The organism is Pseudoalteromonas undina, assembly GCF_000238275.3.
GTDB classification, from domain to species: domain Bacteria; phylum Pseudomonadota; class Gammaproteobacteria; order Enterobacterales; family Alteromonadaceae; genus Pseudoalteromonas; species Pseudoalteromonas undina.
This window is the reverse complement of sequence record NZ_AHCF03000003.1, coordinates 1,101,972-1,128,941: the sequence shown is the minus strand read 5'-3', so window position 1 is coordinate 1,128,941 and position 26,970 is coordinate 1,101,972. Positions and strand designations below refer to the sequence as shown.

Genomic DNA, 26,970 nt, shown 5'->3' with positions numbered 1-26,970 from the left:
AACTCTTTAATGCAATATTCAGCTAACATTTTAAGGTTAGCTGATTATTTAATGCATACATTATAGTTTCGGTTATTTTATTAACCTCTATTTAAATGAATAACGCAATATACGCTTTAACACTGAGGTGTATTGATGAAAAAATCCGCCAGTATTATAAGCAATGCCCTGCTTTTGTAATGCAGCTTGTACTTTAGGCGCAATTTCTTGATAACGGGACGATGGCAAATCAGGAAATAAATGATGCTCTATTTGAAAGCTTAAATGCCCAGTTAAAATATGAAACCAACGCGCCCCTTTAATGTTTGACGACCCCAGCGCTTGGCGATAATACCATTGCCCTTGGCTTTCGTTTTTGCATTCTTGCTCATAAAAGGTATGGGTTTGCTCAGTAAAATGGCCACAAAAGATAATGGTTGAGGTCCATAGGTTACGAATTAAGTTTGCCAGCAAATTACCGCTTAATACCCACAAAAATAATGGCCCCGCCAAAACTGGAAATAACACATAGTCTTTAATTAGTTGGCGCGCCCCTTTACTAAAAAAGCGCTTTTTTAAGGTGCTATGCGCCACAGCACCTTCACGGTTTGGTTTCTTTTTACCTATAAAGACTCGCTCGCCTGCGAGCTCGTGATACGACACGCCCCACTGAAACAGCACGCTCAGATTTAAATAAGTAATAAACTGCCATGTATTTTTTAGTCGCCATTTAAAGTCATTGCTCAATCTTAATAAGCCATAACCAAAGTCACGATCTTTTCCGATAATGTTAGTGTAAGTATGGTGTTCAAAGTTATGAACGCGGTTCCAGCTTTGGCCGTCGCAGGCTATATCCCACTCGTAAGTTTTAGAGTTAAGCTGTTTGTCGTTCATCCAATCGTATTGACCATGCATTACATTGTGGCCAATTTCCATGTTGTCGAGAATTTTAGCCAAACCAAGTAACAACACACCCGCTACCCACAATAATGGCTGTACAAAACCAAGCATCAATAAAATCCGCCCACCTATTTCGCAAAACCGCTGCTTACGCACAATAGAACGAATATAGTTTGCATCCTTTTGCCCAACTGTAGCTAATGTCGACATTTTAATTTCATCTAAATCATCGGCTAACTGTTGATAATTAATGGTTGTCATAGCTGTAACTCCAAATCGCTAACGGCTTGGCTCACACACAGTTGAATTAACTGCTCGCCAGTGTCTGATAATTGATTAGTTTTTAAATTACGCACCACTCCCGACTTTTTAATGCACTGGCATTGATGGCAAATACCAATGCCGCAACCACGCTGCACAGGGAGTTTTTTTGCTTCAAACTGGTTTAATAGCACCTCATTACTAGTCACTACATGCGTGTCTTTATTTATTATTACTGAAAAATGATTGTCGTCAGTCAATTTAGGCAAGGATAGGCCAAACGATTCTTGGTAATAGGTTAAATTAAGTAGACGAGTAAAATCTGCAACTTCTTGCATAAACCCTGCAGGACCACAGCAATATATATCAGGATTATCGTCCGTATTTATATGAGTAGTTAAATATGGGCTTCGATCCCGTGTAAGCAGTACGTAAGAAAAATGATTATATTGCTGTGTCAGCATTTTTAACTCATTAGTGCATTGATGCTCACCTGCTTTAGCAAAGTAAATTAATTTTATCTGATGCTCAGTATTACCTAGCTGCTGATCAAGCATAGCAAGCATAGGCGTAATTCCCGAACCACCAGCAATAAACGTGCTGGGTTTGTGCCAGCTTTTAAATACAAAGTCGCCACTTGGTGGAGAAATATTACACCATGGCTGCACCGCTAATGCATTTTGCAATTGGCTTGTAAAATGACCTTGCTGATCTGTTTTTACTAATAAACGAAGTAAACCTGTCGCCTTATATTGTGCGGGGCTGCATGCCAAAGTAAACACTCGAGTAAGCAAACGTCCATTAGCTTCCACCGTTAAGCTAATGTGTTGACCAGCAATATGTATAGGCCACCTTTTACTTGGTTTAAGTGAAATACTTAAAAATCGCCCGCTTAGCGCTTGGACATCAACAACCTTGGCTCGAAAAAGGTCAGCGCGCCACGCAGGTTTAAACTTTTGCATTATTGGCTCAATATAAGCTGCAAAGCTTTGATGGTGTAAAAACCATTTTGAAAATTGGTCTAATACCGGAGTTAACATGGTTATAAATTCTCTATTTAAATCGACTACCCATTAGTTTCTGCTGGGTTTTATATTTGAGCATACACGTGTAAGCCCAAACTTCAGCGCACAAGTGTACGCTCGAATTTTTAAATTTCAACCCCATTAGAGTAATTATTCAATTTTTCTAGAGCGGTATTTAAAGGTTAACAACGCTTAAGTACCCAATGGAGAACGATTAAATTGCGTGCACTTGTACTTATCCCAAATACTTAACACCATGATAAATAGCGTGCTAAGGTAGTTAAAATTTAGTTAATTTTGGAAGCCATTATGAACAAAGTAACAACGCGTAAAAAATTTTCTACACTTGCCAAAATCAGTTGTGCATTTGCACTTACGGGGCTCACCAGCCTCAGCGCTTATGCAGTTGATTTTAAAGAATTGGATAAATTAGCGCTTAATGTAAAACCGGTAACTGTTGCCCAAGGAATTTCAATTCCGTGGGCTATTGAGGCTCTGCCAAACGGTGACTTATTAATAACCGAGCGCAGCGGCATCCTTTATTTACTTCGTAATAACTCCACCAGCTTAACTAAAATCACTGGGCTACCAAAAATAGATGCCAACGGCCAAGGCGGGCTTCTTGATTTAGAGCTACACCCTGATTTTGCTAATAATCAATGGCTATATATTACTTATTCAAGCAGTGAAGGCGATGGCGCAGGTAGTAACACCGCACTTATGCGTGCAAAGCTAAGTAACGATCACAGCCAACTACTTGAGTCACAACAATTATACAAAGGTGAGCATAACTCTAAAAAAGGTCAGCATTACGGCAGCCGTATTGTGTTTGATAACCAAAACTATGTGTATTTTTCGATTGGCGACCGCGGCTCGCGAGATATTAACCCACAAGATTTAGGCCGTGATGGCGGTAAAATTTATCGTTTACACGACGATGGTAAAATTCCATCCGACAACCCCTTCGTAAACCAAAAAGGTGCAAAACCAGCGGTTTGGTCTTATGGGCATCGTAACCCACAAGGTATGTGGTTCGATGGTGACAATAGTGTATTTTGGGCACACGAACACGGCCCCCGTGGTGGCGATGAGCTTAATATGATTAAACCTAAAACTAACTACGGCTGGCCCGTGGTGAGTTACGGTATTAACTATAGCGGCACCTCGTTTACCGATTTAACAGAAAAACCGGGCATGCAAGCGCCCATATTACAGTGGACACCGTCTATCGCTCCTTCAGACATGTTGCTAGTAAAAGGTGATAAATACCCTGAACTTAAAGGTAAATTTTTACTCGCTTCAATGAAATACGCCTTTGTTAGCGTATTAGAAATAGCAGATGGCAAGGTCGTTAAACAAAGTAAATTACTTGAAGGTATTGGCCGTATTCGCAGCCTAGCCCAAGGTGATGATGGTACTATTTACCTTGGATTAGATGGCCAGGGCATTGTGCGACTAGATCCTAAGTAGTCATTTAATACATCTAATTACAGTAACAGCAAACTTTTTGCAGCTTAACTGCGTACTGTTACTGTAATTAGCTAATAAACAACGAGGGTGTTGATGTTTTCATTTTTAAAGCCAGATCCAATCAAAAAATTGCGTAAAGAGTACGATGCAAAATTAGAGCAAGGCATGCAAGCACAAAGAAAAGGCGATATTAAAAGCTATGCGATGTTAACTGACGAGGCTGAAAAAATCTGGAATGAAATAGAAGCACTCGAAGCCAAAAAAGCCAAGTAAACATATAGCCTATCAATCCAAACCAATCCCGCGTTAAAAACGCGGGGTTTTAATACTTACAAACATCCTTTTTTAAATTCACTTAAGCCCAACCAGATAACTCCCCAACTTAACCTCCATCGTAACCAGCTTTTAATTGAGCACAGCTGATTATACTCATAGCATTATTGCCTTCTCTTACTTATGCCCATAATCCACCTAAAACCTCGCATAAACAATTATTTACATTAACGTTAATTAGTGGAATTATTAATCTAGTCCAAAATAGTTGATGCATTGTTTGAAGTAGCAGAATATTAAAGCGCTGATGATTTTGTGAGTGCGAGGAAAGCATTTTTAGTAAAGTGTGTAATTAAGCCATAAAGCATCAACAACTTTCTGGAGAAAATGCAATATAATGAAAAAGTTATAATTGAATCAAGGAATACAGATGTACACAGGTAGTTGTTTATGCGGCTCAATCAACTTTTCAATTAATGGTAAAATTACTGATATTATTCATTGTCATTGTTCGCTTTGTCGTAAGGCCAGTGGCAGTGCTTTTGCTACTAATGGATTTATTAATGCCAGCGATCTGACATTAACTGACTACAACGGCACACTTACTTTTTACCAAAGTAATGAAGGTAAACGTAAGTACTTTTGTAAAACCTGCGGCGCTCCAATTTATAGTGCTAACGCTCAATCTCCTCAAAGATATCGCCTTCGATTAGGTGCATTGACCTGCGATATAACAGAGCGACCCATATCGCATAATTTCATCACCTCAAAAGCTAATTGGGAAGACTTAGATGCTCAGCTTCCTCGTTATGAGGGACATGAGCCAGGGCGAGAGTAAATCCATATAAATTTATCTATTTTTTTGAAGTGGGAGTTTGAATGAAACTGAATCAAGTAACTTTGCCAGTCAAAGATATGAATGAAGCGGTGAGTTTTTATCGCACACTTGGCTTTACCCAAATCGTTGATACACCACATTATGCACGTTTTAGTTGCCCTGAAGGTGACTCTACATTTTCATTGTCTTTAGAGAGTGAATTTTTTGAAAATCATTCTGTAATTTATTTTGAGAACGATGACCTTGAACAATTGTGCCAGCAATTAATCAAAAAGGGGATCGTATTCGAACAGCAACCCACAGAGCAAAGGTATCTATGGAAGGAAGCGGTTTTAAAAGACCCTTCAGGAAATAAAATTAAACTCTATAAAGCTGGAGAAAATCGATTAAACCCACCTTGGAAGGTACAAAAACAGCCCTAAAGCTAAGCACGAACCAGCATTGCGCTAAGCAGCTAAATGCTGGCGTTTAAGTACTGTACTTAGTTATTTATATTCCACCTTAGCGGTTAAGCGATTAAATAACCCTGGGGAAAACCGTTTTATAAACGGTGCCCAACCACTTAACCCTTGACCTATTACTACTTCATCCTTTTTATTGTAGATTGCAGTGAGCATTTTTGATGCGGCTACATTTACGTTCATACCATTTTCTATTGAAGGCTCAGATTTGTTTTGCGCCTCCCCTTGCTCGTTTAATGAGTTATGGGCAATCGCCGTTTTAATTGAGCCAGGGCAAATAGTTAAGCAATGTATGTTGTGCTCTGCCACTTCGGCGCGTAAGCAATCCATAAAGCCTACCACAGCGTATTTACTGCCTGAGTATCCGGTTCTAAACTTTGAGCCTACTTTGCCTGCCACGCTACTAATAGCCACTACTGAACCGCTTTTACGTGCCACCATTGAAGGTAGTACCGCTTTAGTGAGTGCAATTAAGCCAAAGTAATTTACTTCCATAAGTTGCCGGTACACTTTAAAGTCGTTTTCTAAAAATAAACTACGCTGCGATACGCCACCGTTATTAATTAAAATATCAATGGGGCCTAAGCTATCTATTTTCTCCGATACATCCTGCAGTACCATTTCGGGCTTTGATAAATCAAGCGGGATAACACGGTGCCCCTCGCCTTTTAACTCGTCTTTTACTTGGTTGAGTTTATCGATATTTCGCGCTGATAAAATAACCTTTGCACCTTGCTCTGCAAATTGTTTTGCAAGTTCTTCACCAATACCTGATGATGCGCCGGTGATCCACACTGTTTTATTATTATAATCCATGGTTTACCTTATATTCTTTGACTGGTTATGCTTTAGTTGGACCCGCTATTTCATTCACTTGCTGTTCTAAGTTTTTGTAAAAGCCCATTAAAAATAGTAGCTCAACAGTGACATACAAAGGGCCAATAATTAAGCCTACTAAATCATCAACAAAAGCGGGCTTTTTACCTTCAAAATAATGACCAATAAACTGTAATATCCAGCCAAACACGAACACCCCAACTCCAATTACCAACCAAGGTATTAATGCCATTGCGGCAATTGGCTGGGCAGCTACCAGTAATAAAGTGAAAATAATTCCCATGATTAAACCAAGCGAAAAGCTCAACATAAAATAGTAAACCACAGAGGCTAATACAAAAATTTGCGCGCCATCAATGCTAAAATTAGCAATAGGAATTTCAATTCGGGCGAGTAAGCATAAAACGGCAAACACAATGAGTGGAATACCAAAAAAATGGGTTAATACATTTCGTTTAGAGCGATGGTACAAACCATACTGGCCGAGCTGTTGTTCAAGGGTTTTCATGACGGCGTTCCTATTGTTATTTTTATAAGCAAAATTCACCTTATAAAAAATGACACATAATAACAACTGATAACGATAGTTAATCTGTAAAAATGGTGAACAGCACCTTATGCGTTATAGCTATAAATTAGGTAAGGTCATCGTTAATAATTAACATGATCAGCACCAGGAGGTTTACATGCTTTTAAAAACACTCGCCGTTGGCCTATTGCTCGCTTTAGCTGAGATAATTAATGGCAATATTAGAGTAAGGGTTTTACATCGATTTTACGCTCTAAAACGCGCAAAAACACTCAGCTTACTTTTGGGCACTGCGATTATTTATGCCATTACTTGGCTAACCTTGCCATGGGTTAACCCTATTTCGTACTTAGATTGTTTAAATGTGGGTTTTGTTTGGCTAACAATAATGCTTAGTTTAGATATTGTTGTGGGCAGATATTTATTTAAGTATAAGTGGCAGAAAATACTTGATGATTTTAACCTTTTTAGAGGTAACTTACTGAGTGTGGGCATGCTATTACTTTTTATAAGCCCCTGCTTGGTTTTTTGGTTACAGATGAAAGTTATGGTTTAGAGCACTCCTCTAATAGCGAAGCGTCTCTTCGCCCTCTTTGTGCATAATTGACTAAACCCTATTTGAACACAGAGAAGCGAATGAGGAGTAAATGAGAAGCCATAAAAAGTTATCGTGTAGTACACTCCTCTAAAAGCGCAGCGCCTCTTTGCCCTCTTTGTGCATAATTCACTAAACCCTATTTGAACACAGAGAAGCGAATGAGGAGTAAATGAAAAGCCACAAAAAGTTATGGTCTAGTACACTCCTCTAAAAGCGCAGCGTCTCTTCGCCCTCTTTGTGCATAATTCACTAAACCCTATTTGAACACAGAGAAGCGAATGAGGAGTAAATGAGAAGCCACAAAAAGTTATGGTGTAGTTCACTTCTCTAAAAGCGCAGCGCCTCTTCACCCTCTTTGTGCGTTAATCACTTAAAATCTATTTAAAGTCAGAAATAAATAAGCTTTCAACATGCCGTTATCTAAGCTAATGCGGTTACTAGCTTGCCTTTTTCATGTGTTGGTTGCATTGCCATTCGCTCCGTGCCTTTTTCGAATTCTTGCTCTAACATTTTTTGTAATTCAGCAATCTGCTCTTTTATGGCATCTACATCAACCCCTTCCTCTCCTAGTTCTTCTGCCAAGGCTTCTATTGCTGCTTTTAACTCAGCTATAGTTTCTTTATCGACACCTAAACGTTGATAAATTAATGCCTCTTGGGCATTTTCTAAAAAGCTTTTGTCTTCTGGTTTAGCGATAAAATTAGGGGGTGCTTGGTTTTCAGCGGTACTTGTTGTTGCCGCAGCGGCAGATGTTGGCAGAACGTCACTCGTTTTTGCCACTTTGTTAACGGGATTATTGTAACTACTATATTGATTTTTAAAGGTTATTGAAGTCATTGGCTCAAATCCATTTTTGCTTTAATCGTTATATTCTTTAACTGAAATAACTTAAGCAACTTTGATACCAGTTAATATTTGATTGTCTCTAAGGCTTATTTTTATTTCAAATTAAGCCCTCTTAACTCATTTCGCACCCACTTCTCATCTAAATACAGCTCTAAGTGTTGCTCAGCAAACTTTAAAAAGCTGCGTGCAGCGTGTGATATATGTCGGTCTGTACGCACCACAAAATACCAATGGCTAGCTAAAGTGGTGTCGGTAACATTAAGCACTTTAAAGCTATTATCACCTTTAGGCAGCACATGCTGAGAAAGCACCGCAATCCCCATACCTGAAGCTACCGCCACTCTAATGGCTTCATTACTGGCCATTTGCACACTGTCACTTAATACCAACCCTCTACTTTGCAGCTCGCTTTCAAATAACATGCGCGTTGCGGAGCCTGTTTCACGCAATAAAAAACGATACGGAACTAAATCAGCCAGTTTAAGTGCGGTTTTATCGGCTAATGGATGATTTAGTGGCACTATAAACACTAAAGGGTTATGTAGAAATCTAGCAGCCTGGGCATGCTCTAAAGATGGCGGGTGACTAAATACATAAATATCGTCTTCTCCGCGTTCAAAGCGTGCTAAAACGACTGAACGATTACCTATTTCAAGTGGTAGCTCTACATGCGGATGTTCATTACTGTATGGGCCTAACAACTTAGGTAAAATATATTGGGCAGTATTAACCATAGCAATTTTACATCGTCCACGTTCACCCCCTTTTAGCTCCGCTAAGTAATCTTGGTAATCTTCAAAATGACCAAAAACCTGTTGGCAAGTCCTAAATAAGGCCATACCAGCTTCGGTTATTTGCAACTTTTGTTGCTGCATAATTATTAACGGTTCACCTACCGCTTCTTGTAAGCGTTTAATTTGTAAAGAAACCGTAGGCTGAGTCAAATGAAGTCCACGAGCGGTTTCGCTTATAGAGCCGGTTTTTACTACACTCATAAATACTTCAAGTAGTCGGAAGGAAAGTTGCCTTATATTCATACGCACCTCATAGGTTTTTATCTATAGGATGTTATCATTCATTTTATTATTTACTATATAAAGATTTGCCTATAATAGCGCCGCTTAACAAATCAAATTAGTAATAAAGAGGAGAACAGCGTGCCTGATATTGTAGTAATGTTTTTTATTTTAGGATTAGCAGCGGGTATCCTTCGCTCTGATTTAGCTATTCCCAAAGCGACGTATGACACTCTCAGCTTACTACTCATGCTTACCATAGGTCTAAAAGGTGGCATGGTTCTGCATGGCAATTTAAGTTGGCAATTACTCCCAGAAATGGCCACGGTTATGTTACTTGGTGGGCTTATTCCACTCACTTTATACCCTATTTTAAAACACGTTGTTAAGCTAAGCGTAGCGAATAGCGCCAGCATTGCTGCCCACTATGGTTCGGTTAGTGCTGGTACATTTGCGGTAGCATTAGCGTATGCCGAATCGGCTAAATTAGAAGTGGGCGCAGAAGTTACCTTGTACCTAGTTATGCTTGAATTACCAGCCATTATTGTAGGTTTACTGTTGTATCGTAAGCTCGACAAAGCACACAGCGAAAACACCAACTTATCGTTAAAAGCACTGTGGCACGAAACGCTTACCAATAAGAGTGTGATTTTGCTCGTTGGCGGTGTAATTATCGGTATGATGTATGGCACCCAACAGGGTAGCCAAGTTACGAGTTTACTTACCAGTAGCTTTAAAGTAGTGCTGGCGCTATTTTTACTCGAAATGGGCTTGGTTGCTGCACAAACGCTTCGCCCTTTTCCTTGGCAGCAATGGAAACTCGCTGCCTTCGCCATTATTACGCCGTTATTTTTAGGCACCATTGGCGTTGTGGTTGGCACCTCGCTAAATTTAGAATTAGGCTCAGTGGTTATTCTGGGGAGCTTAGTAGCGAGTGCTTCTTACATTGCCGCACCTGCTGCTGTAAAAGCCGCTATTCCCAAAGCGGATATTGGCCTAGCCATGCTTAGCTCGTTAGGTGTCACCTTTCCATTTAATGTTATTGTTGGGATTGGTTTGTATCATCAACTTGCCGTTGCCATAAGTTGAATATAACGCACTAAAAAGCCCAAAATGGGCTTTTTTGGTTTTATAAGTAGTATTATTTAAATTAAAACAACGCTTAAAAATACAACAATTTTAAAACAATAAAGCTAACTTACTTCTACAAAAAAATAGCATGTAAGCGTTTAATTTACGTAAAAAAACATTTTGAATACTATTTTCATTTAGCAATTAAAAAACTCTTTACTTCGTTGTCAAATCAGCCTAAATTCGCCGCAAAATTAACCTCCTTAAGATAATTGCTTTATCAATCTCCCCTAAAAACAGCAATTATTTAACCTCTTTTTCGGAACAATCTAATGGTGGAACTTACCGCTGATAGTAAATCAAATAACCCGCTAGCGCCGGTTATTGGCTTATCGTTTTTTGCTATTGCATCAGGCTTTTTAATGAGCTTGATCCCGTTATCACTCAATGCTTTTAACATCAATATTGATTTAGCTCCATGGCTTGCCAGTGTCTTTTATTTAGGCTTATTGATTGGTGCTTTATGTATAGAGCGCGTAGTGGTAAAAATCGGTCATAGATTGGCTTTCATCGGGTTTTTAGCTTTATTAATTATTAGTGTTATCGCCCAGCTGATCAGCCCAACGGCCACTATGTGGTTAATAGCACGCTTTGTGGCTGGTATGGCAGTTGCTGGCGTATTTGTGGTGGTAGAGTCATGGTTATTAATGGCCAACACCGCAAAAGCGCGAGCTAAGCGCTTAGGGTTATATATGACCTCCTTATACGGTGGCAGCGCAGTAGGTCAACTTGCCATTAAACCATTAGGAACGACAGATGCTGTGCCTTATTTATTTGTTATTACTTTGTTAGCTGTTGCGATTTTAGCGCCGCTCTTAATTACCCGAGGACAACCTGATACGCAAAACTTACAAAAGCTACCATTTAAAGAGCTAAAAACTCTCAACCGCCCTGCTATTTTAGGCTGTTTAGTATCGGGGTTATTACTAGGCCCTATTTATGGATTATTACCGGTCTACATAGCCGCACAAACTGAACAAGCTCAATATACCGGCTTACTTATGGCGGTGATTATTTTAGGTGGCATGTTAGTTCAGCCTTTAGTGAGCTATTTATCAACCCGCATTATTAAAAGCTTATTAATGGCTATTTTTTGCTTTATTGGTACCGCCAGTGTGGTGGGTATTTTACATGCTAATAGCTTTGCGGCCCTAGTAAGTAGTTATTTTATATTAGGTGCATGCAGTTTTGCGCTTTACCCGATTGCCATTACTCTGGCGTGTGACTCATTGCCCATGGCAAAAATAGTCTCAGCTACCGAAATAATGCTATTAAGTTACAGTGTGGGCTCGGTTTTTGGGCCGCTAATGGCTACCTATTTTTCAGATAAAAGCCATGGTGTGCTTATTTACTTAGGTGGCTGCTTAATTACTACCTGTATTTACATGCTTATAAAAAGTATGAAAAAAATACCAACTGGTAACACCCCCGTTGCAGGCTAGCGAATGCTAAAAGCCGCTTAATGCAGGTTACGGTATTAAGCGGTTTACGCTTGAGTAACCTCTTTAGCAACCGCTTTATTTTTTAACTCAAATACTTCAATTTTATGCTCGTTTATAAGTTCATCAACAAAGCAGCTGCGGTTGTTATCATCAGCTATTATGTACACTTTATGTTTAGCGCGAGTGAGCGCTACATAAAATAAGCGACGCTCTTCACTGTGTGCGTAATTATCTTTTGCGGGTAATAACGCTTCTAAAATCTGAGGTGTTGGCTTAGTGCTTGGAAATCCAAACGCTCCGCCATTCATTGCTAATATGATGACATATTCGGCTTCTTTGCCTTTTGAGCCATGAAACGTATCACACTCAAAATGCAATGCTGAAAACTCTTGCTGTAAAGCATTTATATCGGCCGGTGAAGGTAACTGAAATCGAAACCGTGCAAGTAAATACACAGTAACAGGCTTGCCTGAATGACCCTTAATCCCCTGTAGTAAATGCTTAATTGCACCATTGTTTAGCTCCGCTATTTTGGTGTTTTTAGCTGAGCCACTTTTCACTGTTTTTAGCATGCTAACGGCGGGCTTAGTTACCTTTACAACTGAGTGAATGTCTTTAGCTAACTGCGCTGGGTTTTTCATAATAAAACCTGCGGCAACCTCGCCAATTTTATTATTAAAGCGAAAGGTCCTATCTAATAGAGTTTGTGTTGTAAAACCAAAATGTGCGGCAAACTCGGTAGTAAGTCGCATATCTGCACCACTAAAACGGTAAATAGCTTGCCAATCGTCTCCTACTGCAAACAGTGAACTTTTAGATTTACTATCGCGCAGTGCTTTTACAAGTGTAGCTCGCAGCGGTGATATATCTTGAAATTCATCCACCATGATATAACGCCAAGGCGATGTAAACTTTTTAGTGTTTACATAATCGAGGGCTTTAATAATCATATCGTCGAAGTCTATTTCGCCCTGCGTGCGTAAATAATGGTTATAGTTGGCTAACAACGGCTTTAATAATTTCCAGGCTTGCTGTATCTGCTTTGAATCGCTCTCAAGTGTTATATTTGCGGTTTTATACACGCTGATTAATTGGCTAAATAAGGTAGCTAACTTGGTTAAATGACCGCCAGATTTTATCTCTTTTAAAAGCGCTATATGATTAGGCTTTGCAGGACTAAATTTAAACTCGCCTTTAACGTCATTAAGAGTGTTATTTATATAATTTACCAGTGCTTTAGCATATTGTGGTTTAGCATTGGCAAGCGATTCAAAACATCCTTCAACCCATTTTATTTTAGCTTTTTCGTTTTCAGCGAGTTTAGATATTTTAGGTGGCTTGCCCTCAACCTCGCTAATAATGGTTAAGCCGACGCTGTGAAATGTGGCCGCTTTAATGGACTCTGTGCCCAGCTTTTGTTTAATTCGTTCATCCATTTCGCAAGCAGCTTGCTTACCATAGGCGAGTAATAAAATATCGCTGTAATTAGCCTGTTCACTATTAACCAAGTAGCCCGCTCTGGCCACCAATACACTGGTTTTCCCTGTACCAGCCCCTGCTAGCACTAAGTTATTATCGTCATCTATGATGCAAGCTCGGCGTTGTTGCTCAGTGAGTGGGTTTGTTTCAACACAATTAAAAAAATCGGTATAGCGCTTTAATTGTGATTGAGTGTATTTATGTTGAAAAAAACGCGTGAGTGGATCGCTCCACTGCCTGTATTGTTCAAGCAATTTTATTTGTGTGCTGACTGGTGCTAAAACATCGCTACTTTTTATCCAAGGTAGCCAGCGTTTATATTGCTCATCTACTCGTTTTTTTATATCAGCCACATATGATTGGCGCAAAAACTGAGTGTGAGCAAATTGGTTTATTTCACTCAACACCTCATTAAGCACAGCAATATTGCTTTTAACCCATAACATATCAGTATGCGCTTTAAATGCCCTATTGCTGCCATATGCCCTCATCCAAATACGATACTGCTTAGAGTCGGTATTAAAGCGCAGTGTTTGCCCAAGCACACCATACTCATAGCGAATGGGCGACGTTAAATTACACCAACTCAATGTGGTTGTTTGTGTTTTATTGCTGAATACTAAACCTTGTGGGTTTATGTCGACAAAGCGATGCGGGGTAAAGATACGGCCAAATACACTAGCCTGAATAGAATTCATTAACAGCAGAATTCCTTTATAAAAATAAACCAATTAGCTGTATTTTAAGGGAATACGCCTTGCAAGGATAATAAAACCAATAAAAATTAGCCGTAATGTTTACACGAATTTTATAGCGTATAAAAAACACCCAATTAATTTACCCACCAGCTTGGCATAAACACCACTATGTGACTAATATTTACTCTACATACAGTAAGATAACAAGGATTGAAACATGCGAATAAATTCAATTAGAACTAAAGTCATTTTGCCAATCGCTTTTTTAGCACTGATCCTTGCAGGCTTGCTAGTAGCCATAGCTTCAATTACTTACATACAAGACAACGCTATGAAAAGGCAAACTGAAACCTTTTTTGAAGCTGTTACTGTTATTCTCAATGCCGACAGAGACATATATCAAGCACGTATTGCACTTGAAAATTTACTCAGCGCCGCGGGTGATAGTGAGACGAATAAAGCAGAATTTTTAGAAAACGCAGAGCAAGTAAAGGATCGCTTTAAAAAATACTTAATTTATTTAAAAGATGAAGAGGCATTACTAGCAAAGCATGATTCATTTTCCAACTTTATGCCTTTGTATAATGAATGGGTAAATCATAGTAAAACACTCATTGATACCAACCACTCGCAAGGTAAAATGCAAAGTGATTTAAATAAATCTGAACCTGAATTTATAAAAATACGCGAAATGATGGATCAGGCAGGTGAAGAGCTTCGCGCTTATACTAATAAACAACAGCAAGATAAAGTGGGGGCTGAGCGTTTAGGGCGTTATGTAGAAGCCATTTCAGAGATACTAAATGCCGATAGAGATATATACCAAGCTCGGCTTGCAAAACAAAAAATAGTAAACCAACACGGTGATTTAGCACAAAATCAAAAAATATTTGAAGAAAACGCAGCCCAAGTTATTCGTCGTTTTCATAGTTATCGTAGTTATTTAATTGACGAGCCGCAGCTAACACAAAAATATACCAACTTCGATCAGCTTTACCAGCAATGGTATGAGCAAAGCAAAGCCTTGATTTACTCAACTCCTGCAAAGCAAGTCGCTTTAATTGATAATAATTTAGCAAAAGCTGATAAAAGCTTTAACGAATTAAGAAATATACTTGATATTGCAGGAGAAGAAGCACGCACGCATGCCAGAACTGTAAAACAAGACGTACAACAAAGCATTCAACTTTTTGAAAAAATTGTTTTTATTGTGATTATTATTGCCTTTATTGTCGCTTTAGGTGTGGGCTATTACATTCCGAAAAAGCTAACCGATAATATCAATAATATTACCCTTCGTATTAAAGAAATAGCCGCTGGCGATGGCGATTTAACCCAACGTATTAACACTACATCACACGACGAATTAGCTGATTTAAGTAATGAATTTGATAACTTCTTGAGCCATTTACAAACAATAATAAAAAATATTCAGCAGCAATCAAGCCAACTTGGTGCAGTAACGGGTGATTTAAATGATGTATCTGATACCGCGATGGAAGTAACCCAAAAACTTGCTAATGCCTCTGAGTCAATAGTCAGTGCGGGTCATGAAATGGACATGGCCAATCAACAAATGGCAGAGCTTGCAAAAAATACCGCACAGGAAGCCGATATATCTAGCGAGCAGGTAAAGCAAGGTGTTCAAGCTATTGATGTGTCTAGCAAAGCGATTGAAGATTTAGCTAACGATATTAAGTCTGCATTAGCGAATTCGGTTGAACTAGAAAGTAGCTCTACCGATATAACCTCCGTTCTTGAGGTAATACGTAATATTGCAGAGCAAACAAACTTATTAGCTTTAAATGCAGCGATTGAAGCCGCTAGAGCCGGCGAGCAAGGCCGTGGATTTGCAGTGGTAGCTGATGAGGTAAGAACGCTTGCCACACGAACTCAACAAAGCACAGACGAAATTGATACCATGATCCAACGCTTAAATGACAATGTTAAAGCGTCGTCTGATTCAATCAAAAATAGCCAAAATAATGCCAATACCACCTTAACCAACTTTGACTCAGTAATTACCATTTTTAATAGCCTGACTCACGCTTTTGAAAAAGTGCAGCAAATGTCGGCTGAAACCGCACAAGCTACACAAGAGCAGTCACATGTGGCTAACGAAATAAATCGAAATTTAGTGTCATTAAAAGAGCAATCTGCACAAATGAAACAAATTTCATCGCAAACTACGCAACAATCTAAAAATGTATCGGCTTTATATAAGCAAATGAAATCGCAAGTGGAAAGCTTTAAAGTATGAGCGAGTAACAATTACAAAGTTAAGCGCACGTAAATTGCGCTTAAATTTTGCTATCGATAATAATCAATTCACACTCAGTGGTTGCCGTTAAAGTGATGGTTTTAGTCTGTGTAACTTCTGCGCCATCACCTTTATTCATGTTAACTGAGGCTGACTCATCGCTAATAATAAACTCTCCTGCCGATGCTAATACATAGGCTTGATGATCAATCGGCTGTGTTATTAACGTGCCTTTTGCCAGCTTACCACCATAAATACGCGCCTGCTGATTAATAAACAGTGCACTATCGGCATCTTTTGGATAACCTGAAACCAGTAAGCTAAGGCTGCTTGCAGCTTGCGTAGGAAACTTTTTACTTTCCCAACGCGGCTCAACATTGTGTTGATTACTCTGAATCCAAATTTGATAAAACGTTAGTGGTTCATCTGTTAGGTTATATTCTGAGTGGGTAATGCCGGTGCCTGCACTCATCACCTGCACCTCACCTTGCTCAGTGATCCCTTTGTTGCCCATACTATCTTGATGAGTAATGGCACCACTACGGATAAAACTAATAATTTCCATATTTCTATGTGGGTGCGCACCAAACCCCATACCTGGGGCTACCCAGTCATCATTAACTACACGCAAAGTGCCAAATCCCATACGCGCAGGATTATAGTAATTCGCAAAACTAAAATGGTGCTTTGACTTAAGCCAACCATGATCAGCATTGCCTAAGCTATTTTTTGGGTAATGAGTAAGCATATTTTTTCCTATACGTTATCTCTGCGTCATTTAGTATTGACGGTCTCGATCATGGGCAGCATCAAACGTGTGTTTAGCACCTAAAGGCACAATTTGCGTTGGGTTAATGGTTACGTGACTGACGTAGTAATGCACCTTTGTGTATTCTAAATCGACCGTTTCCTTTACCCCAGGTACTTGGTAAAGCTCATTAATGTAGTTACTAAGATGATGAAACTCAGTTAACTTTTCTCGATTACACTTAAAGTGCCCGTGATACACAGCATCAAAGCGGATAAGTGTGGTAAATAATCGCCAATCGGCTTCAGTGAGTGTATCGCCCACTAAGTAACGCTGTTTTGCTAATCGTGCTTCTAACCAATCTAAGCTATCAAACAAGGCGGTGTAAGCTTCGTTGTAAGCTTCTTGAGTTGTAGCAAAACCGGCTTTATACACCCCATTATTAATGGTGTTATAAACACGGTTATTCACCGTTTCTATTTCTTCACGTAGCGCATCTGGATAATAATCGTCGGTGTTACCAGTCAGCTCATTAAACGCACTATTAAACATGCGAATTATTTCTATTGATTCGTTGTTTACAATAGTCTGCGTTTTTTTATCCCATAAAATAGGCACGGTAACACGCCCTTCATAGCTAGGGTCGGCTTTTAAATACAATTGGTAAGCGTAATCTAAGTTATAAAGTGGATCGCCCTGCTCGCCAAATTCCCAGCCGTTTTCCATCATGGGTGCTTCAACAATACTCATAGAAATAATGTCTTCGAGCTGCTTTAATTTACGAAATATAATGGTGCGGTGCGCCCAAGGGCAAGCCAAGGATACATATAAATGATAGCGACCCGCTTCTGGTTTAAATTTACTGTTTTGCGCTGATGAAATCGTATCTCTAAAGCGGCTATCTTGGCGTACAAATTTACCGTCGCTTTTTTCAGTGTCATACCATTTATCGACCCATTCACCGTTAACAAGTAATCCCATGTCCGTCTCCTTAGTTTATAGAGTGTGCCAACCTTACGCAGGTTGGCAGCTTAAAGTTCAATCACTTATGTGATCAGCTTATTGATTTAATTTGTTATGAATTTTTCCATCAAGGGATAGCTTTCCAGCTCCTTGGATCAGTAAAGCTAGGGTAATGGCTAACAGCGATAACGCAAATTCATAACCGTTATTGCTCATAAATAAACCGTTATCTATGTGTGTGGTAAAAATAGCAACTACCATAGTGATAGCCAGTACAAAACTCGCAGGACGCACCAGTAAACCAACGATGAGTAGTAACCCACCAAAAAATTCAGCGCCACCGGCCATTAATGCCATTAAATAGCCCGGTGCTAAACCAATCGACTCCATCCATTGCCCTGTGCCTTCCAAGCCATAGCCACCAAACCACGCAAACAGTTTTTGTGCCCCATGAGCGCTAAACACTAATCCTGCAATAAGCCTTAATGGTAGTGTTGCAAAAGACTGTTCAGTTTTTGTGATGGCGGCTGTAATATTTTTAATCGTCATAGTTTTAACCTGTATAGTTCCAATTGAGTATGCAGCTATTGTATAAGTTGAATTAAAATTAAATAACTCCTATTATTTGCTCTATATGTTCAAATATTTTGAACAGTTAATATTGGGTATCATTATGAATACACCCCCTATAAGCATAGAAGCTTTACTGGTACTGGACGCCATTGAGCATCGTGGCAGTTACGCAGCCGCTGCAGAGCAACTTAATAAAGTACCCTCAGCCTTATCGTATATTGTTAATAAACTTGAAGAGCAATTAAATGTAACCTTGTTTCAGCGCCAAGGTCGACGTGCCGTTTTAACCCCTGCAGGTAAACATTTACTGACCGAGGGGCGTAAAGTACTCAATGCTATAAATAATTTATCGGAGCAAACACAAACCATAGCTAATGGCTGGGAGCCACGGATACGTATTGCCTATGACTCTATTTTTGACATAAGTGACGTATTCAAAAATCTACAGCTATTTTTAAATGAGCATAAAAATATCGAGATAGACATTAAAGAGGAAGTACTTAATGGCACTTGGGAGGCTTTAATTGAGGATGACGTTGACTTAGTGATTGGCGCACCGGCCCCTGTACCTAATCAAAAGGGGATCAGAGCGGTAAAAATAGCTGATATTCAAAATGTTCTGGTGGTTCACCCTAGCCACCCGTTAGCGCTACTAAAAACCCCCATTGAGCCCAGCGAACTCGGTCAATACACCACGGTTATAGTGCATGACTCAGCAAAGCAAGGTATTCCGTGGTCAGCTAACTTAATCGAAGGTAATCAACGTTTTTATGTAAGTTCTGTAAGCCAAAAAATAACCGCTATTTTATCCGCTATTGGCATTGGTTATTTACCTGTAAACCTTATTGCTGAGCATATAAAAGCTAACAAACTGCATGTTGTGGAACTTACCGAACCACGCCCAACTCAAGACTTATACCTTGCATGGAAAATAACTAACAAAGGTAAAGGGCTGAAACAGCTGACCCAAATTATTCTAAATAGTGTTTAAGTCTAATAAACGCAAAAAGCCCATGCTAAAACAGCATGGGCTTTTTGAATCGGTAATAAATATTACAGCGCGAGATCTTGCTTAGCGCGCGTTAAATTGTGCGACACTAACTCGTTACCTGACATTTGTTGTGCTTCGTAAAAGTCTGATAATGCAGCTGTTTCGTTTTTAGCCATTAAACGTCCTACACCACGGTTACTTAAAGCAAATGAAGTCAGCTCACGTACTTTAAAACGTGGGCCAGTGCTTTGTTGTAATAAAGTAATTGCTTTTGAGCAAATTTCTTCAGCTTGGCTATAATTTTTTGATTTTACATTTAATGCACAATCGTTAAATGCAACTTCGAATTCTTGAGGGGCTGTTTTAGCCTCTTCAATAACCATTAACTTGTAATCACTTTGATCAGCCATTACAGCAGCTGAGCAAGTTAATAAAGAGCCAAGAGCGATGGTTTTGATAAGTGAGCGTTTCATGATTAATTTCCTATTTGGTTAGTCGTGCTTGTTGCCGACAACTAAACTTTAGAGTGTTTACTTAATCTCGACAAACGATTAAAAACAAACCAATAAGTGAAAAAAACTAACCTATAGATTTTAAGCTGTTAAAAAGCGATTAGCAGTTCAAAAAGTCAATCACCTCTTCTTGTAGATCAATATAATCGTCTTCTGACATATTTAATGTTGCTAAAACGTGTTTTTCTATATCATCCCAATCTTTAGTGGTGTCGCCGCGTAAAACACAATTAACCAGATTCTCAGACATTTTTAAAACGCTGTAACACAATTGTTGGTTACTTCCAGTTATGTTACTTAGCATGCTCAAATCGTGATGACGTAAAATAAGCTGACAAATATCTACGGGTAAATGCCAGCTGGTCGCTAAGTAATAACCCACAGTGGCATGATTAGTTCCATATAAACGCTCTTCTATATCTATCAAGCTTTCTTTATGGGTATTATTTGAAGTATGCAAAGCACTCACGTAATTATCAAATTTGATTGCCATTGGCACAATGCCACAATCATGAAACAAACCAAGCGTATACAAGTACTCAACGGGGACATTATTTAGACGTTGTCCAATAATCATGTTTACATCAGCAATTTCTGAGGCGGTATCCCAAAAACGTTCAAGGCTAATACAGCACTCATTTTGGGCGAACATTTGCTTTAGCTTTAGGCTAGGAACTAAAGCTTCAATGCCATTCCAACCTAAAAACATAATGGCTTGTTTAATATTTGACACACTACGAACTAAGCCATAAGCGGGTGAATTAACTATCTTTAAAATAGCGGATGCAATAGCAACATCTTTAGCGATGATTTCTGCGGCGTCTGAAAGCGAGGGCTCTTGTGCAGATGCTAATAATTCAAGATCATTTAAGATTTGCGGTCTTGGTGGAATAATAAAGTTTTTATTTACATCTGATAATACCTGCTCATTAACTACAATCATCGATGTCTAGCCTCCAGCTAAGCTATATGGATTATTTATTTTATTCCATTTGAACTTTTATACTAGAAGTTGATTACTCAATATTCAATATTTTACCTGTTTTTAAAATTAACTATTTGTGGCTTAAGCTTTTATTTTTCATTACTAATGCAACCTAAAAAACGGCCAATAAAAAAGCCCTCAAATGGTTGGTTAGAGGGCTTAGGAACTAATTTGAACACTTAAAATGGCAGTTAGGCTATACCATGTATCTCTTTCCAATTACCTGGATGAACAACATAACCAAACAATGCATGTCCGCCATATACCAGCTCTGTTCCTTCTGGTATCCAGAGCATTTGCCCTGGCTTAACATGATGAGTTTCGCCATTTGCGGTTAACTCGAAGCAGCCTTCTATAACAAATACAACTTCATCATAAAGTACTGTCCATGCTACTTTTGCACCTTCCCATTTCGCAAAACCAACACCAATATTTGGTGATATTTCAGGGCTAAGTGCACGAGCCACGTAGGCCATGCCAGGCGTATCTCCACGTACATTAAAGTCGAGTAATTTACTGTCTACTAATTTAACCTGTTTCATATTTCACTCCTACTTTGCCATTTGGCAAGTTTAATTCGGCTTTTTACTCCTAAACCAAGCAATGGCTCTGGTGGATTTAAACTTGGCATACCCGTTACCTGCTGAATATCATCAAGCGACTGCGATGTTGCCCCCATAACATAATCAGCAAGCAAAGTACCCGACACAGTTCCCCAAGCAACCCCCACACCGTTATCACAGGCGCTGGCAAACACTCCATCATCGAGTTGACCAAAGAAATTAGTGAAATTTCGCGAAATAGCATAGGTGCCTCCCCACGAATGTGTAAAAGGCACATCGACTAGTTGTGGATAGCGAGCTAAAAATACTTTGCGATGATCGTTTTGAATTTCCTGACGCAACTTATCACTAATGCTGTTGCCATATTTAGCTACATGTTGGTAGGTATTACGAATAATAATACGACGATCAGCGGTCATCCTAAGCGTTGTGCCAGCGTGATCAGCGGGTGTAAGTCCCCAATCAAGTAAACCTGTATACTGCTGCATTTCTTTATCGTTTAGCGGTCGGGTCCAACTAGCAAAAGTCATTACAGGAAGTAATCGATTTTTTAAAAAACCAAACTCACGAGTAAAAATACTTGTACCCAGTAATAACTGAGGTGTTTTAATGCTGCCGTGCTCTCCTTGCAACAGCCACCCTCCTTGCTCTTTCTCCAAGCGCACAATAGGCGAATGCTCAAATACCTCAATGTTTTTTGGTAAGTTAGCACCTAAACCACAGGCTAGTGCTGCGGGTTGAACCAAGTACCCCCCCGGGGTGTAAATAGCACGGCTGTAGTAATTAGTGCCTAATACTTTTGCCAAATCAGTGCCAGTAACATGCTCAAATGGTTCGCCTAAATCGGTCATAAGATGTTCGAAGTGATCAAGGTAAGCTTCACCCCTAGCGCCTACTGCACCTTGGTATTTACCCGCAGCCGACCACTGGCAATCAATGTTGTATTTAGCAACTAAAGAAGCAAGCTGATCAATCGCGAAACGGTTAAGTGACAATAATCTTTGCTTATGTGCAGGATCTGGGTGCTCAAGAGAGAATTTATGCGGTAAGTCAATCACAAACCCTGAATTACGCCCTGATGCACCTTGGCCTATTCGCTGTGCATCAATTAGGGCAATTCGTGCATTTGGCGCGTGCTCAGCTAAACGGCGTGCCATAGCTAAACCAGCAAAACCAGCGCCTAAAACCACGTAGTCAGCCTTTTGTGCCCCCGTTAAAAGTGCTTGTTTAGGCTGCTTTGGTAAAGCGTTATACCAGCCACAGGTATTATCATCATGCGGTAAATGAATCATATTTTACTCCGTTGCTGCTAGGTTATTTAAACTTATTTGCTCTAACCAATAACTGCGGTTAGCCTGTACTTGTTTACCTAACAGAGCAAAACCAAGTATTTGCTCATTAGCATCATTAAATACAGCCACTAACTCTTCACCTTGTTGTTTTATATGCCACTGACCTTGCGCCATAGGTGGTACAGGAAAAATAGTTAACGGCATAATAGGGGTTTTAACAATAACGGGGCTCGGCAAAAATTTGGCGTTAGTTACATTGCCCAACAGGCTATTGACTAAAGCAGGTAGAATTTGATTTATGGGTGCAATATATGGCTGCCATCCTTGTGATGTTTGCGCACAGTCACCTAATGCAAATATAGCAGGACGACTGGTTTGGCCATCGTCATTTACTTTAATACCACGCTCAACTTCTAATCCAGCTTGCTCAGCAAGCGTTACATTTGGCACTAATCCTACCGCAGATAGCACCACGTCAACTTCAATCACTTGACCACTATTTAAGTGTAATAATGAAACAGAGTCGTTGACTTCAATACGGTTGATACTATCTTCTAAATACCATGATACCCCCAAGTCTGCTAACTTTTGCTGTAAGGCTTCGCCGACTACTTGTGGGATCAGTCGATACATTGGCCACTGCCCTAAACCGATGACACTCACTTCATAGCCTTTGGCGCTCAAGTCATTTGCAAATTCACAGCCAATTAACCCATCGCCTAAAATAGCAACTCGCTTTTTACTATCAAGTTTTGCTCTCAATTGTGCATAATCGTGCAAATCATTCACACTTAGTACTTCTGAGGCGTCTCCAGCAATTGGAATCTTAATTGCTGACGCACCTGTCGCTAGTACTAAACGCCCATACTTATAACGCCCTATGCTAGTGATGAGAGAGTGATTATCTGCATCTATTCGTTCAACACGTGTATGCGGATAAACACGAATATTAAGACGCTGCTCCCACTCAAGTGCGGCTTCGTTTTGTAAATCAGCTGCGCTTTTCCCCATTGCAAAAGCATTCGAAAGAGCAGGTTTGCTGTAAAGTGCGCCGTCATCAGCGGTGAATACGGTAATAGCTACGGTTGATGATTGTTTACGTAATGCAGCCGCTACTTGATAACCACTGTGGCCACTACCAATGATAACAATTGGGCCTTGCGGTTCATCAACAATGGTCTCAGAAACACGAGTGTGTTGAACAGCAGCTGGTTCAGTTACTTCATCTTCAGTTACTTCACCTTCACTTATTTCGATCATTTCAAAATCGGCTTTGCCCACTAAACAATCTGGACATACCCAATCCTGTGGTACATCCTCCCAAAGGGTGCCTGGAGGAATACCATCAGCAGGCCAACCTTGGGCCTCATCGTAAATGAGGCCACAAATAATACAGAGCCATTTTTTCATTTCTCTATCCTAATACTTTGGATTTAACCCTGTGGGTTATCTACTGCAGAAAGTACAAATAGATAAACCGTAAGTTTTATAAACTGAGTCGTTGCCACTCGTTATAAACGTATAGCAATATTGCGTGTTTGCATGTAGCTGTAGATGGCTTCTTGACCTTTTTCTCGGCCAAAGCCAGACAATCCAACTCCGCCAAATGGCGTTTCTATGCCACCGGCAAACCATTCATTTATAAAAACTTGTCCACCACGAAGTTGCTGAGCCACTTGTAATGTTTGGTTAAGTGCTTCACCAAATACGCCTGCTACTAAACCAAATTCAGTGCCATTAGCTATTTTTACAGCCTGTTGCTCATCTTCAAATGGCATAATAACCAATACAGGACCAAATACTTCTTGTTGAGATATGGACATATCAGGGGTTGCTTCGATCACAGTTGGAGCAACATAGTAACCTGCCAAATCAGGAGCATAGCCACCACATAAAATAGTTGCCCCCTCTTTTTTAGCTTGTTCAATCATTGCCAATACACTGATTTGTTGCGCTTGAGAAACCACGGGCGTTAAATCAGCCTGCTCTTCACCTGAGCCGATCACTAAATTTTCAGCCATAGTAACCACTGCCGATTTAATCTCTTCGTAACGAGCTTTATCTACCAGTAAACGCGACATTGCAGAGCACACTTGTCCAGCATTAAAGAAAATACCTGTTTGCACACTGCTGATAACTTTCTCAGTAGCCGCATCTTTAAGAACAATAGCTGCAGATTTACCACCCAATTCCATTACAGAAGGTGTTGCACGCTCAGCTGCACCTTTTAGAATACGTTGCCCAGTGGGCACTGAACCGGTAAAAACAATTTGATTAACATCATTATGCTCAACTAGGTGGCTCCCCACTACTGAACCCTTACCACACAACAGGTTAATAGCGCCTCTTGGAAAGCCAACACTTTCGAGTGCTCTGACTAAATACACCATACCAACAGGCGAAATTTCGGGTGACTTAATGACTACTGCATTACCCGCCGCCAGCGCTGGAGCTAAAGAGCGAGCACAGATTGAAACTGGGAAATTCCAAGGTACAATTTGTACTGATACACCCATAGGGATATATTGCGTAAAATCAATATAGTTTTTACCTAAAGGAATCGACGTACCTTCGAGTTTGTCAGCCATGCCGCCATAGTATTCAAAATAACGAGCAGCCTCTAAGAATTCATCTTTTGCATCCGCTAAGGTTTTACCGTTTTCTCTGCACAGAGCTAAAGCACCTTCATCAGCTATCTCTTTGATAGCTTTTGCTGCATCAAGCATCCACGTTGTGCGCACAGCTGGGCGTACATCGCTCAATAGTCCACGGCTTATACATTGTCTGGCGGCTAGCATCGCATTGTTTGCATCATCAACACTGGCACTTGCAATCGTGCTATATTCCTGAGCTGTCGCAGGGTTTATTACCGAAATATGAGTGTGAGAATCACACCACTGGCCATTAATGAAGTTAAGATAATGAGTCATAATTAAGCCTCCGTCACAGATTTCACTTGTTTGGCAAGCCAAATTTGGAAGAAGTGTGTTGGTGTATCCATTTCAGGTGAAAAAGCCCCACCACCAAAACCAGGTGAGTACCGTCCTTGCTGCATTCCTTCAACTGCGCCAATATCTTCACCAAACACGACACGCCATGATTCAAGTGTTGCAGTACGACACGCCGCATACTCATCTTTAGTTGCCTCATCACTAATATAGAAAATACGTAAACGTTCGATAGTTTTATCTGTACTAATTGGGTCGATCATCATTGCAAAAGCGTGATCAGCTTGAATACCAATAAGTACATTTGGAAATAAAGCAACATATTCAGCATGGCGTAGCTTTTCCTCAGGCCAGCTTGGGAATTTTGGTAAATGTGTACCAGCAGTATCAGAAAGGTTATATTTATAGCTACCTTGACCAGAAAAACGCTCATCGAACATGATATTGTAGTGATCTTCTAATTTAGAATAAGTATTTAACGCTGGATGTACCCAAGGTAAATGATAGGCTTCACAGAAGTTTTCTATGGTTAACTTCCAGTTACTTTTTACTTCAATTTCTAAGTGTCCGCCCATATTTGCACGACGTAATAAACTCAAACCATCGTCACCTAAAAACTCTTGCCAACGCTGTGTTAAAGGAGCTATATGTTCATCGAAAGAACTCGCCTCGCCAGATAGATTAATGAATACCATATCCATCCAAATAGCTGAGCGGATTGCTTTTAGCCCATGCTTTTCACATGCAAAACGTTCATCGTTATGCTTACCGATGCCACCTAAATGTGGAGTGCCTTTTAAGCTTCCATTTAAATCATAGGTCCATGAATGATAAGGGCAGCGGATCATGCCTTGCACTTCTCCTGCTTCATGTACTAACTTCATCCCTCGATGGCTACACACATTATGAAATACCTGCACTTCGCCTTGGCGACTCTTCATCATTAATAAAGGTAAGTCCATAAAATCAATTGGCATAACATAACCGTTTTTGATTAAATCTGATGCAAAACCAACGCACACCCATGTGTTACTAAAAACATGATCACGTTCAAAATTAAAGTACTCAGGATTGGTATACGCCTCGTTAGGCATACCTGTCGCTTCATGTATCGGGTTTAGTACACGATCAATTTGCTTAATAGGAATTATTGTTTGTTTTACAGTGCCCATGCTCATTCTCCGAACGGTGTGTGTTTTAAAAAAATTTAAAGAGCAAAGTTCAATAATTAAAACCCATAGTTTTAACATTAACCTCACGCCCCAAACCCGTAACAACATTCTGTTATCAGATGCGTTGATTTTGATTAACAACAAAGCACTAAACAAACGATAATTTAGCATCTCACTCAT

26 protein-coding genes are annotated in these 26,970 nt (G+C 39.8%); 9 read left to right on the top strand and 17 right to left on the bottom strand.

Annotated elements, in window-relative coordinates; translation table 11 throughout:
* Positions 1-87: 87 nt before the first annotated feature.
* Together PUND_RS08875 and PUND_RS08870 are read right to left on the bottom strand one after the other, a co-directional pair.
* A complete protein-coding gene (locus PUND_RS08875; RefSeq protein ID WP_010390270.1) occupies positions 88-1,140 on the bottom strand; it encodes a fatty acid desaturase family protein in 1,053 nt (350 codons plus the stop codon).
* Positions 1,137-2,180: a flavin reductase family protein gene (locus tag PUND_RS08870; RefSeq protein WP_010390271.1), complete on the bottom strand. Its 1,044-nt coding sequence runs from the start codon at positions 2,178-2,180 to the stop codon at positions 1,137-1,139. The genes PUND_RS08875 and PUND_RS08870 overlap by 4 nt, the downstream gene beginning before the upstream one ends.
* 294 nt (positions 2,181-2,474) lie before the next feature.
* Between PUND_RS08870 and PUND_RS08865 the strand changes: the two genes are divergently transcribed.
* The 4 genes from PUND_RS08865 to PUND_RS08850 all read left to right on the top strand — a co-directional run bounded on the left by PUND_RS08865 (position 2,475) and on the right by PUND_RS08850 (position 5,168).
* Positions 2,475-3,635, top strand: coding sequence for a PQQ-dependent sugar dehydrogenase (locus PUND_RS08865; RefSeq protein ID WP_010390272.1), 1,161 nt, complete (start codon positions 2,475-2,477; stop codon positions 3,633-3,635).
* A gap of 93 nt (positions 3,636-3,728) precedes the next feature.
* Positions 3,729-3,908: a DUF6435 family protein gene (locus tag PUND_RS08860; RefSeq protein WP_010390276.1), complete on the top strand. Its 180-nt coding sequence runs from the start codon at positions 3,729-3,731 to the stop codon at positions 3,906-3,908.
* A 430-nt stretch (positions 3,909-4,338) separates the two neighbouring features.
* Positions 4,339-4,746 (top strand): GFA family protein, encoded by a 408-nt coding sequence (locus PUND_RS08855; RefSeq protein ID WP_010390279.1) that lies wholly within the window; start codon positions 4,339-4,341, stop codon positions 4,744-4,746.
* 41 nt (positions 4,747-4,787) lie between these two features.
* A complete protein-coding gene (locus PUND_RS08850) occupies positions 4,788-5,168 on the top strand; it encodes a VOC family protein (protein WP_010390281.1) in 381 nt (126 codons plus the stop codon).
* Positions 5,169-5,231: 63 nt separating this feature from the next.
* Here PUND_RS08850 and PUND_RS08845 read toward each other — a convergent pair whose 3' ends face one another.
* Together PUND_RS08845 and PUND_RS08840 are read right to left on the bottom strand one after the other, a co-directional pair.
* On the bottom strand, positions 5,232-6,023 hold the full coding sequence (locus PUND_RS08845) for an SDR family oxidoreductase (protein ID WP_010390282.1): 792 nt from the start codon (positions 6,021-6,023) through the stop codon (positions 5,232-5,234).
* Positions 6,024-6,048: 25 nt separating this feature from the next.
* Entirely contained in the window at positions 6,049-6,552 is a 504-nt protein-coding gene (locus PUND_RS08840) for an Mpo1 family 2-hydroxy fatty acid dioxygenase (protein WP_010390283.1), read from the bottom strand.
* A 178-nt stretch (positions 6,553-6,730) separates the two neighbouring features.
* Between PUND_RS08840 and PUND_RS08835 the strand changes: the two genes are divergently transcribed.
* Positions 6,731-7,129 carry a hypothetical protein gene (locus PUND_RS08835; protein WP_010390284.1) on the top strand — a complete coding sequence of 133 codons (399 nt, stop codon included), beginning with the start codon at positions 6,731-6,733 and terminating at the stop codon, positions 7,127-7,129.
* Between the two features lie 462 nt (positions 7,130-7,591).
* Here PUND_RS08835 and PUND_RS08830 read toward each other — a convergent pair whose 3' ends face one another.
* Together PUND_RS08830 and PUND_RS08825 are read right to left on the bottom strand one after the other, a co-directional pair.
* A complete protein-coding gene (locus PUND_RS08830) occupies positions 7,592-8,008 on the bottom strand; it encodes a hypothetical protein (RefSeq protein ID WP_010390285.1) in 417 nt (138 codons plus the stop codon).
* 101 nt (positions 8,009-8,109) lie between these two features.
* Positions 8,110-9,054 (bottom strand): LysR family transcriptional regulator, encoded by a 945-nt coding sequence (locus PUND_RS08825; protein ID WP_041708934.1) that lies wholly within the window; start codon positions 9,052-9,054, stop codon positions 8,110-8,112.
* A gap of 120 nt (positions 9,055-9,174) precedes the next feature.
* Here PUND_RS08825 and PUND_RS08820 point away from each other — a divergent pair, with 120 nt between their 5' ends.
* Positions 9,175-10,122 (top strand): sodium-dependent bicarbonate transport family permease, encoded by a 948-nt coding sequence (locus PUND_RS08820; RefSeq protein ID WP_010390288.1) that lies wholly within the window; start codon positions 9,175-9,177, stop codon positions 10,120-10,122.
* Between the two features lie 314 nt (positions 10,123-10,436).
* The gene (locus PUND_RS08815) at positions 10,437-11,606 is read left to right on the top strand and encodes an MFS transporter (protein ID WP_010390290.1); all 1,170 of its coding nucleotides are present in this window, start codon (positions 10,437-10,439) and stop codon (positions 11,604-11,606) included.
* Positions 11,607-11,650: 44 nt separating this feature from the next.
* On the opposite strand, the gene helD is transcribed toward PUND_RS08815, so the two are convergent.
* Positions 11,651-13,783 (bottom strand): DNA helicase IV, encoded by a 2,133-nt coding sequence (helD, locus tag PUND_RS08810; protein ID WP_010390292.1) that lies wholly within the window; start codon positions 13,781-13,783, stop codon positions 11,651-11,653.
* Between the two features lie 217 nt (positions 13,784-14,000).
* Between helD and PUND_RS08805 the strand changes: the two genes are divergently transcribed.
* Positions 14,001-16,043 (top strand): methyl-accepting chemotaxis protein, encoded by a 2,043-nt coding sequence (locus PUND_RS08805; protein ID WP_010390294.1) that lies wholly within the window; start codon positions 14,001-14,003, stop codon positions 16,041-16,043.
* Positions 16,044-16,083: 40 nt separating this feature from the next.
* Here the strand turns inward: PUND_RS08805 and PUND_RS08800 are convergent, their stop codons facing one another.
* The 3 genes from PUND_RS08800 to PUND_RS08790 all read right to left on the bottom strand — a co-directional run bounded on the left by PUND_RS08800 (position 16,084) and on the right by PUND_RS08790 (position 18,303).
* Positions 16,084-16,791 (bottom strand): pirin family protein, encoded by a 708-nt coding sequence (locus tag PUND_RS08800; RefSeq protein ID WP_010390295.1) that lies wholly within the window; start codon positions 16,789-16,791, stop codon positions 16,084-16,086.
* Positions 16,792-16,821: 30 nt separating this feature from the next.
* Complete coding sequence (locus tag PUND_RS08795; RefSeq protein ID WP_010390296.1) at positions 16,822-17,772, bottom strand: glutathione S-transferase family protein; 951 nt, start codon at positions 17,770-17,772, stop codon at positions 16,822-16,824.
* 78 nt (positions 17,773-17,850) lie between these two features.
* Entirely contained in the window at positions 17,851-18,303 is a 453-nt protein-coding gene (locus tag PUND_RS08790) for a DoxX family protein (protein WP_010390297.1), read from the bottom strand.
* Positions 18,304-18,427: 124 nt separating this feature from the next.
* Between PUND_RS08790 and PUND_RS08785 the strand changes: the two genes are divergently transcribed.
* On the top strand, positions 18,428-19,318 hold the full coding sequence (locus PUND_RS08785; protein ID WP_010390299.1) for a LysR substrate-binding domain-containing protein: 891 nt from the start codon (positions 18,428-18,430) through the stop codon (positions 19,316-19,318).
* Between the two features lie 62 nt (positions 19,319-19,380).
* Here the strand turns inward: PUND_RS08785 and PUND_RS08780 are convergent, their stop codons facing one another.
* From PUND_RS08780 to PUND_RS08750, 7 genes are all read right to left on the bottom strand, one after another.
* Entirely contained in the window at positions 19,381-19,791 is a 411-nt protein-coding gene (locus PUND_RS08780; protein WP_010390302.1) for a hypothetical protein, read from the bottom strand.
* A 139-nt stretch (positions 19,792-19,930) separates the two neighbouring features.
* Entirely contained in the window at positions 19,931-20,773 is an 843-nt protein-coding gene (locus PUND_RS08775) for an HDOD domain-containing protein (protein WP_010390303.1), read from the bottom strand.
* A gap of 233 nt (positions 20,774-21,006) precedes the next feature.
* On the bottom strand, positions 21,007-21,357 hold the full coding sequence (locus PUND_RS08770; RefSeq protein ID WP_010390305.1) for a cupin domain-containing protein: 351 nt from the start codon (positions 21,355-21,357) through the stop codon (positions 21,007-21,009).
* The gene (locus PUND_RS08765; RefSeq protein WP_010390306.1) at positions 21,354-22,670 is read right to left on the bottom strand and encodes an NAD(P)/FAD-dependent oxidoreductase; all 1,317 of its coding nucleotides are present in this window, start codon (positions 22,668-22,670) and stop codon (positions 21,354-21,356) included. The genes PUND_RS08770 and PUND_RS08765 overlap by 4 nt, the downstream gene beginning before the upstream one ends.
* Positions 22,671-22,673: 3 nt before the next feature.
* Positions 22,674-24,080 (bottom strand): FAD-dependent oxidoreductase, encoded by a 1,407-nt coding sequence (locus PUND_RS08760; RefSeq protein WP_010390307.1) that lies wholly within the window; start codon positions 24,078-24,080, stop codon positions 22,674-22,676.
* A gap of 101 nt (positions 24,081-24,181) precedes the next feature.
* Positions 24,182-25,600 (bottom strand): aldehyde dehydrogenase family protein, encoded by a 1,419-nt coding sequence (locus tag PUND_RS08755; RefSeq protein WP_010390308.1) that lies wholly within the window; start codon positions 25,598-25,600, stop codon positions 24,182-24,184.
* Between the two features lie 2 nt (positions 25,601-25,602).
* On the bottom strand, positions 25,603-26,790 hold the full coding sequence (locus tag PUND_RS08750) for an aromatic ring-hydroxylating oxygenase subunit alpha (RefSeq protein ID WP_041708938.1): 1,188 nt from the start codon (positions 26,788-26,790) through the stop codon (positions 25,603-25,605).
* Between the last annotated feature and the right edge of the window lie 180 nt (positions 26,791-26,970).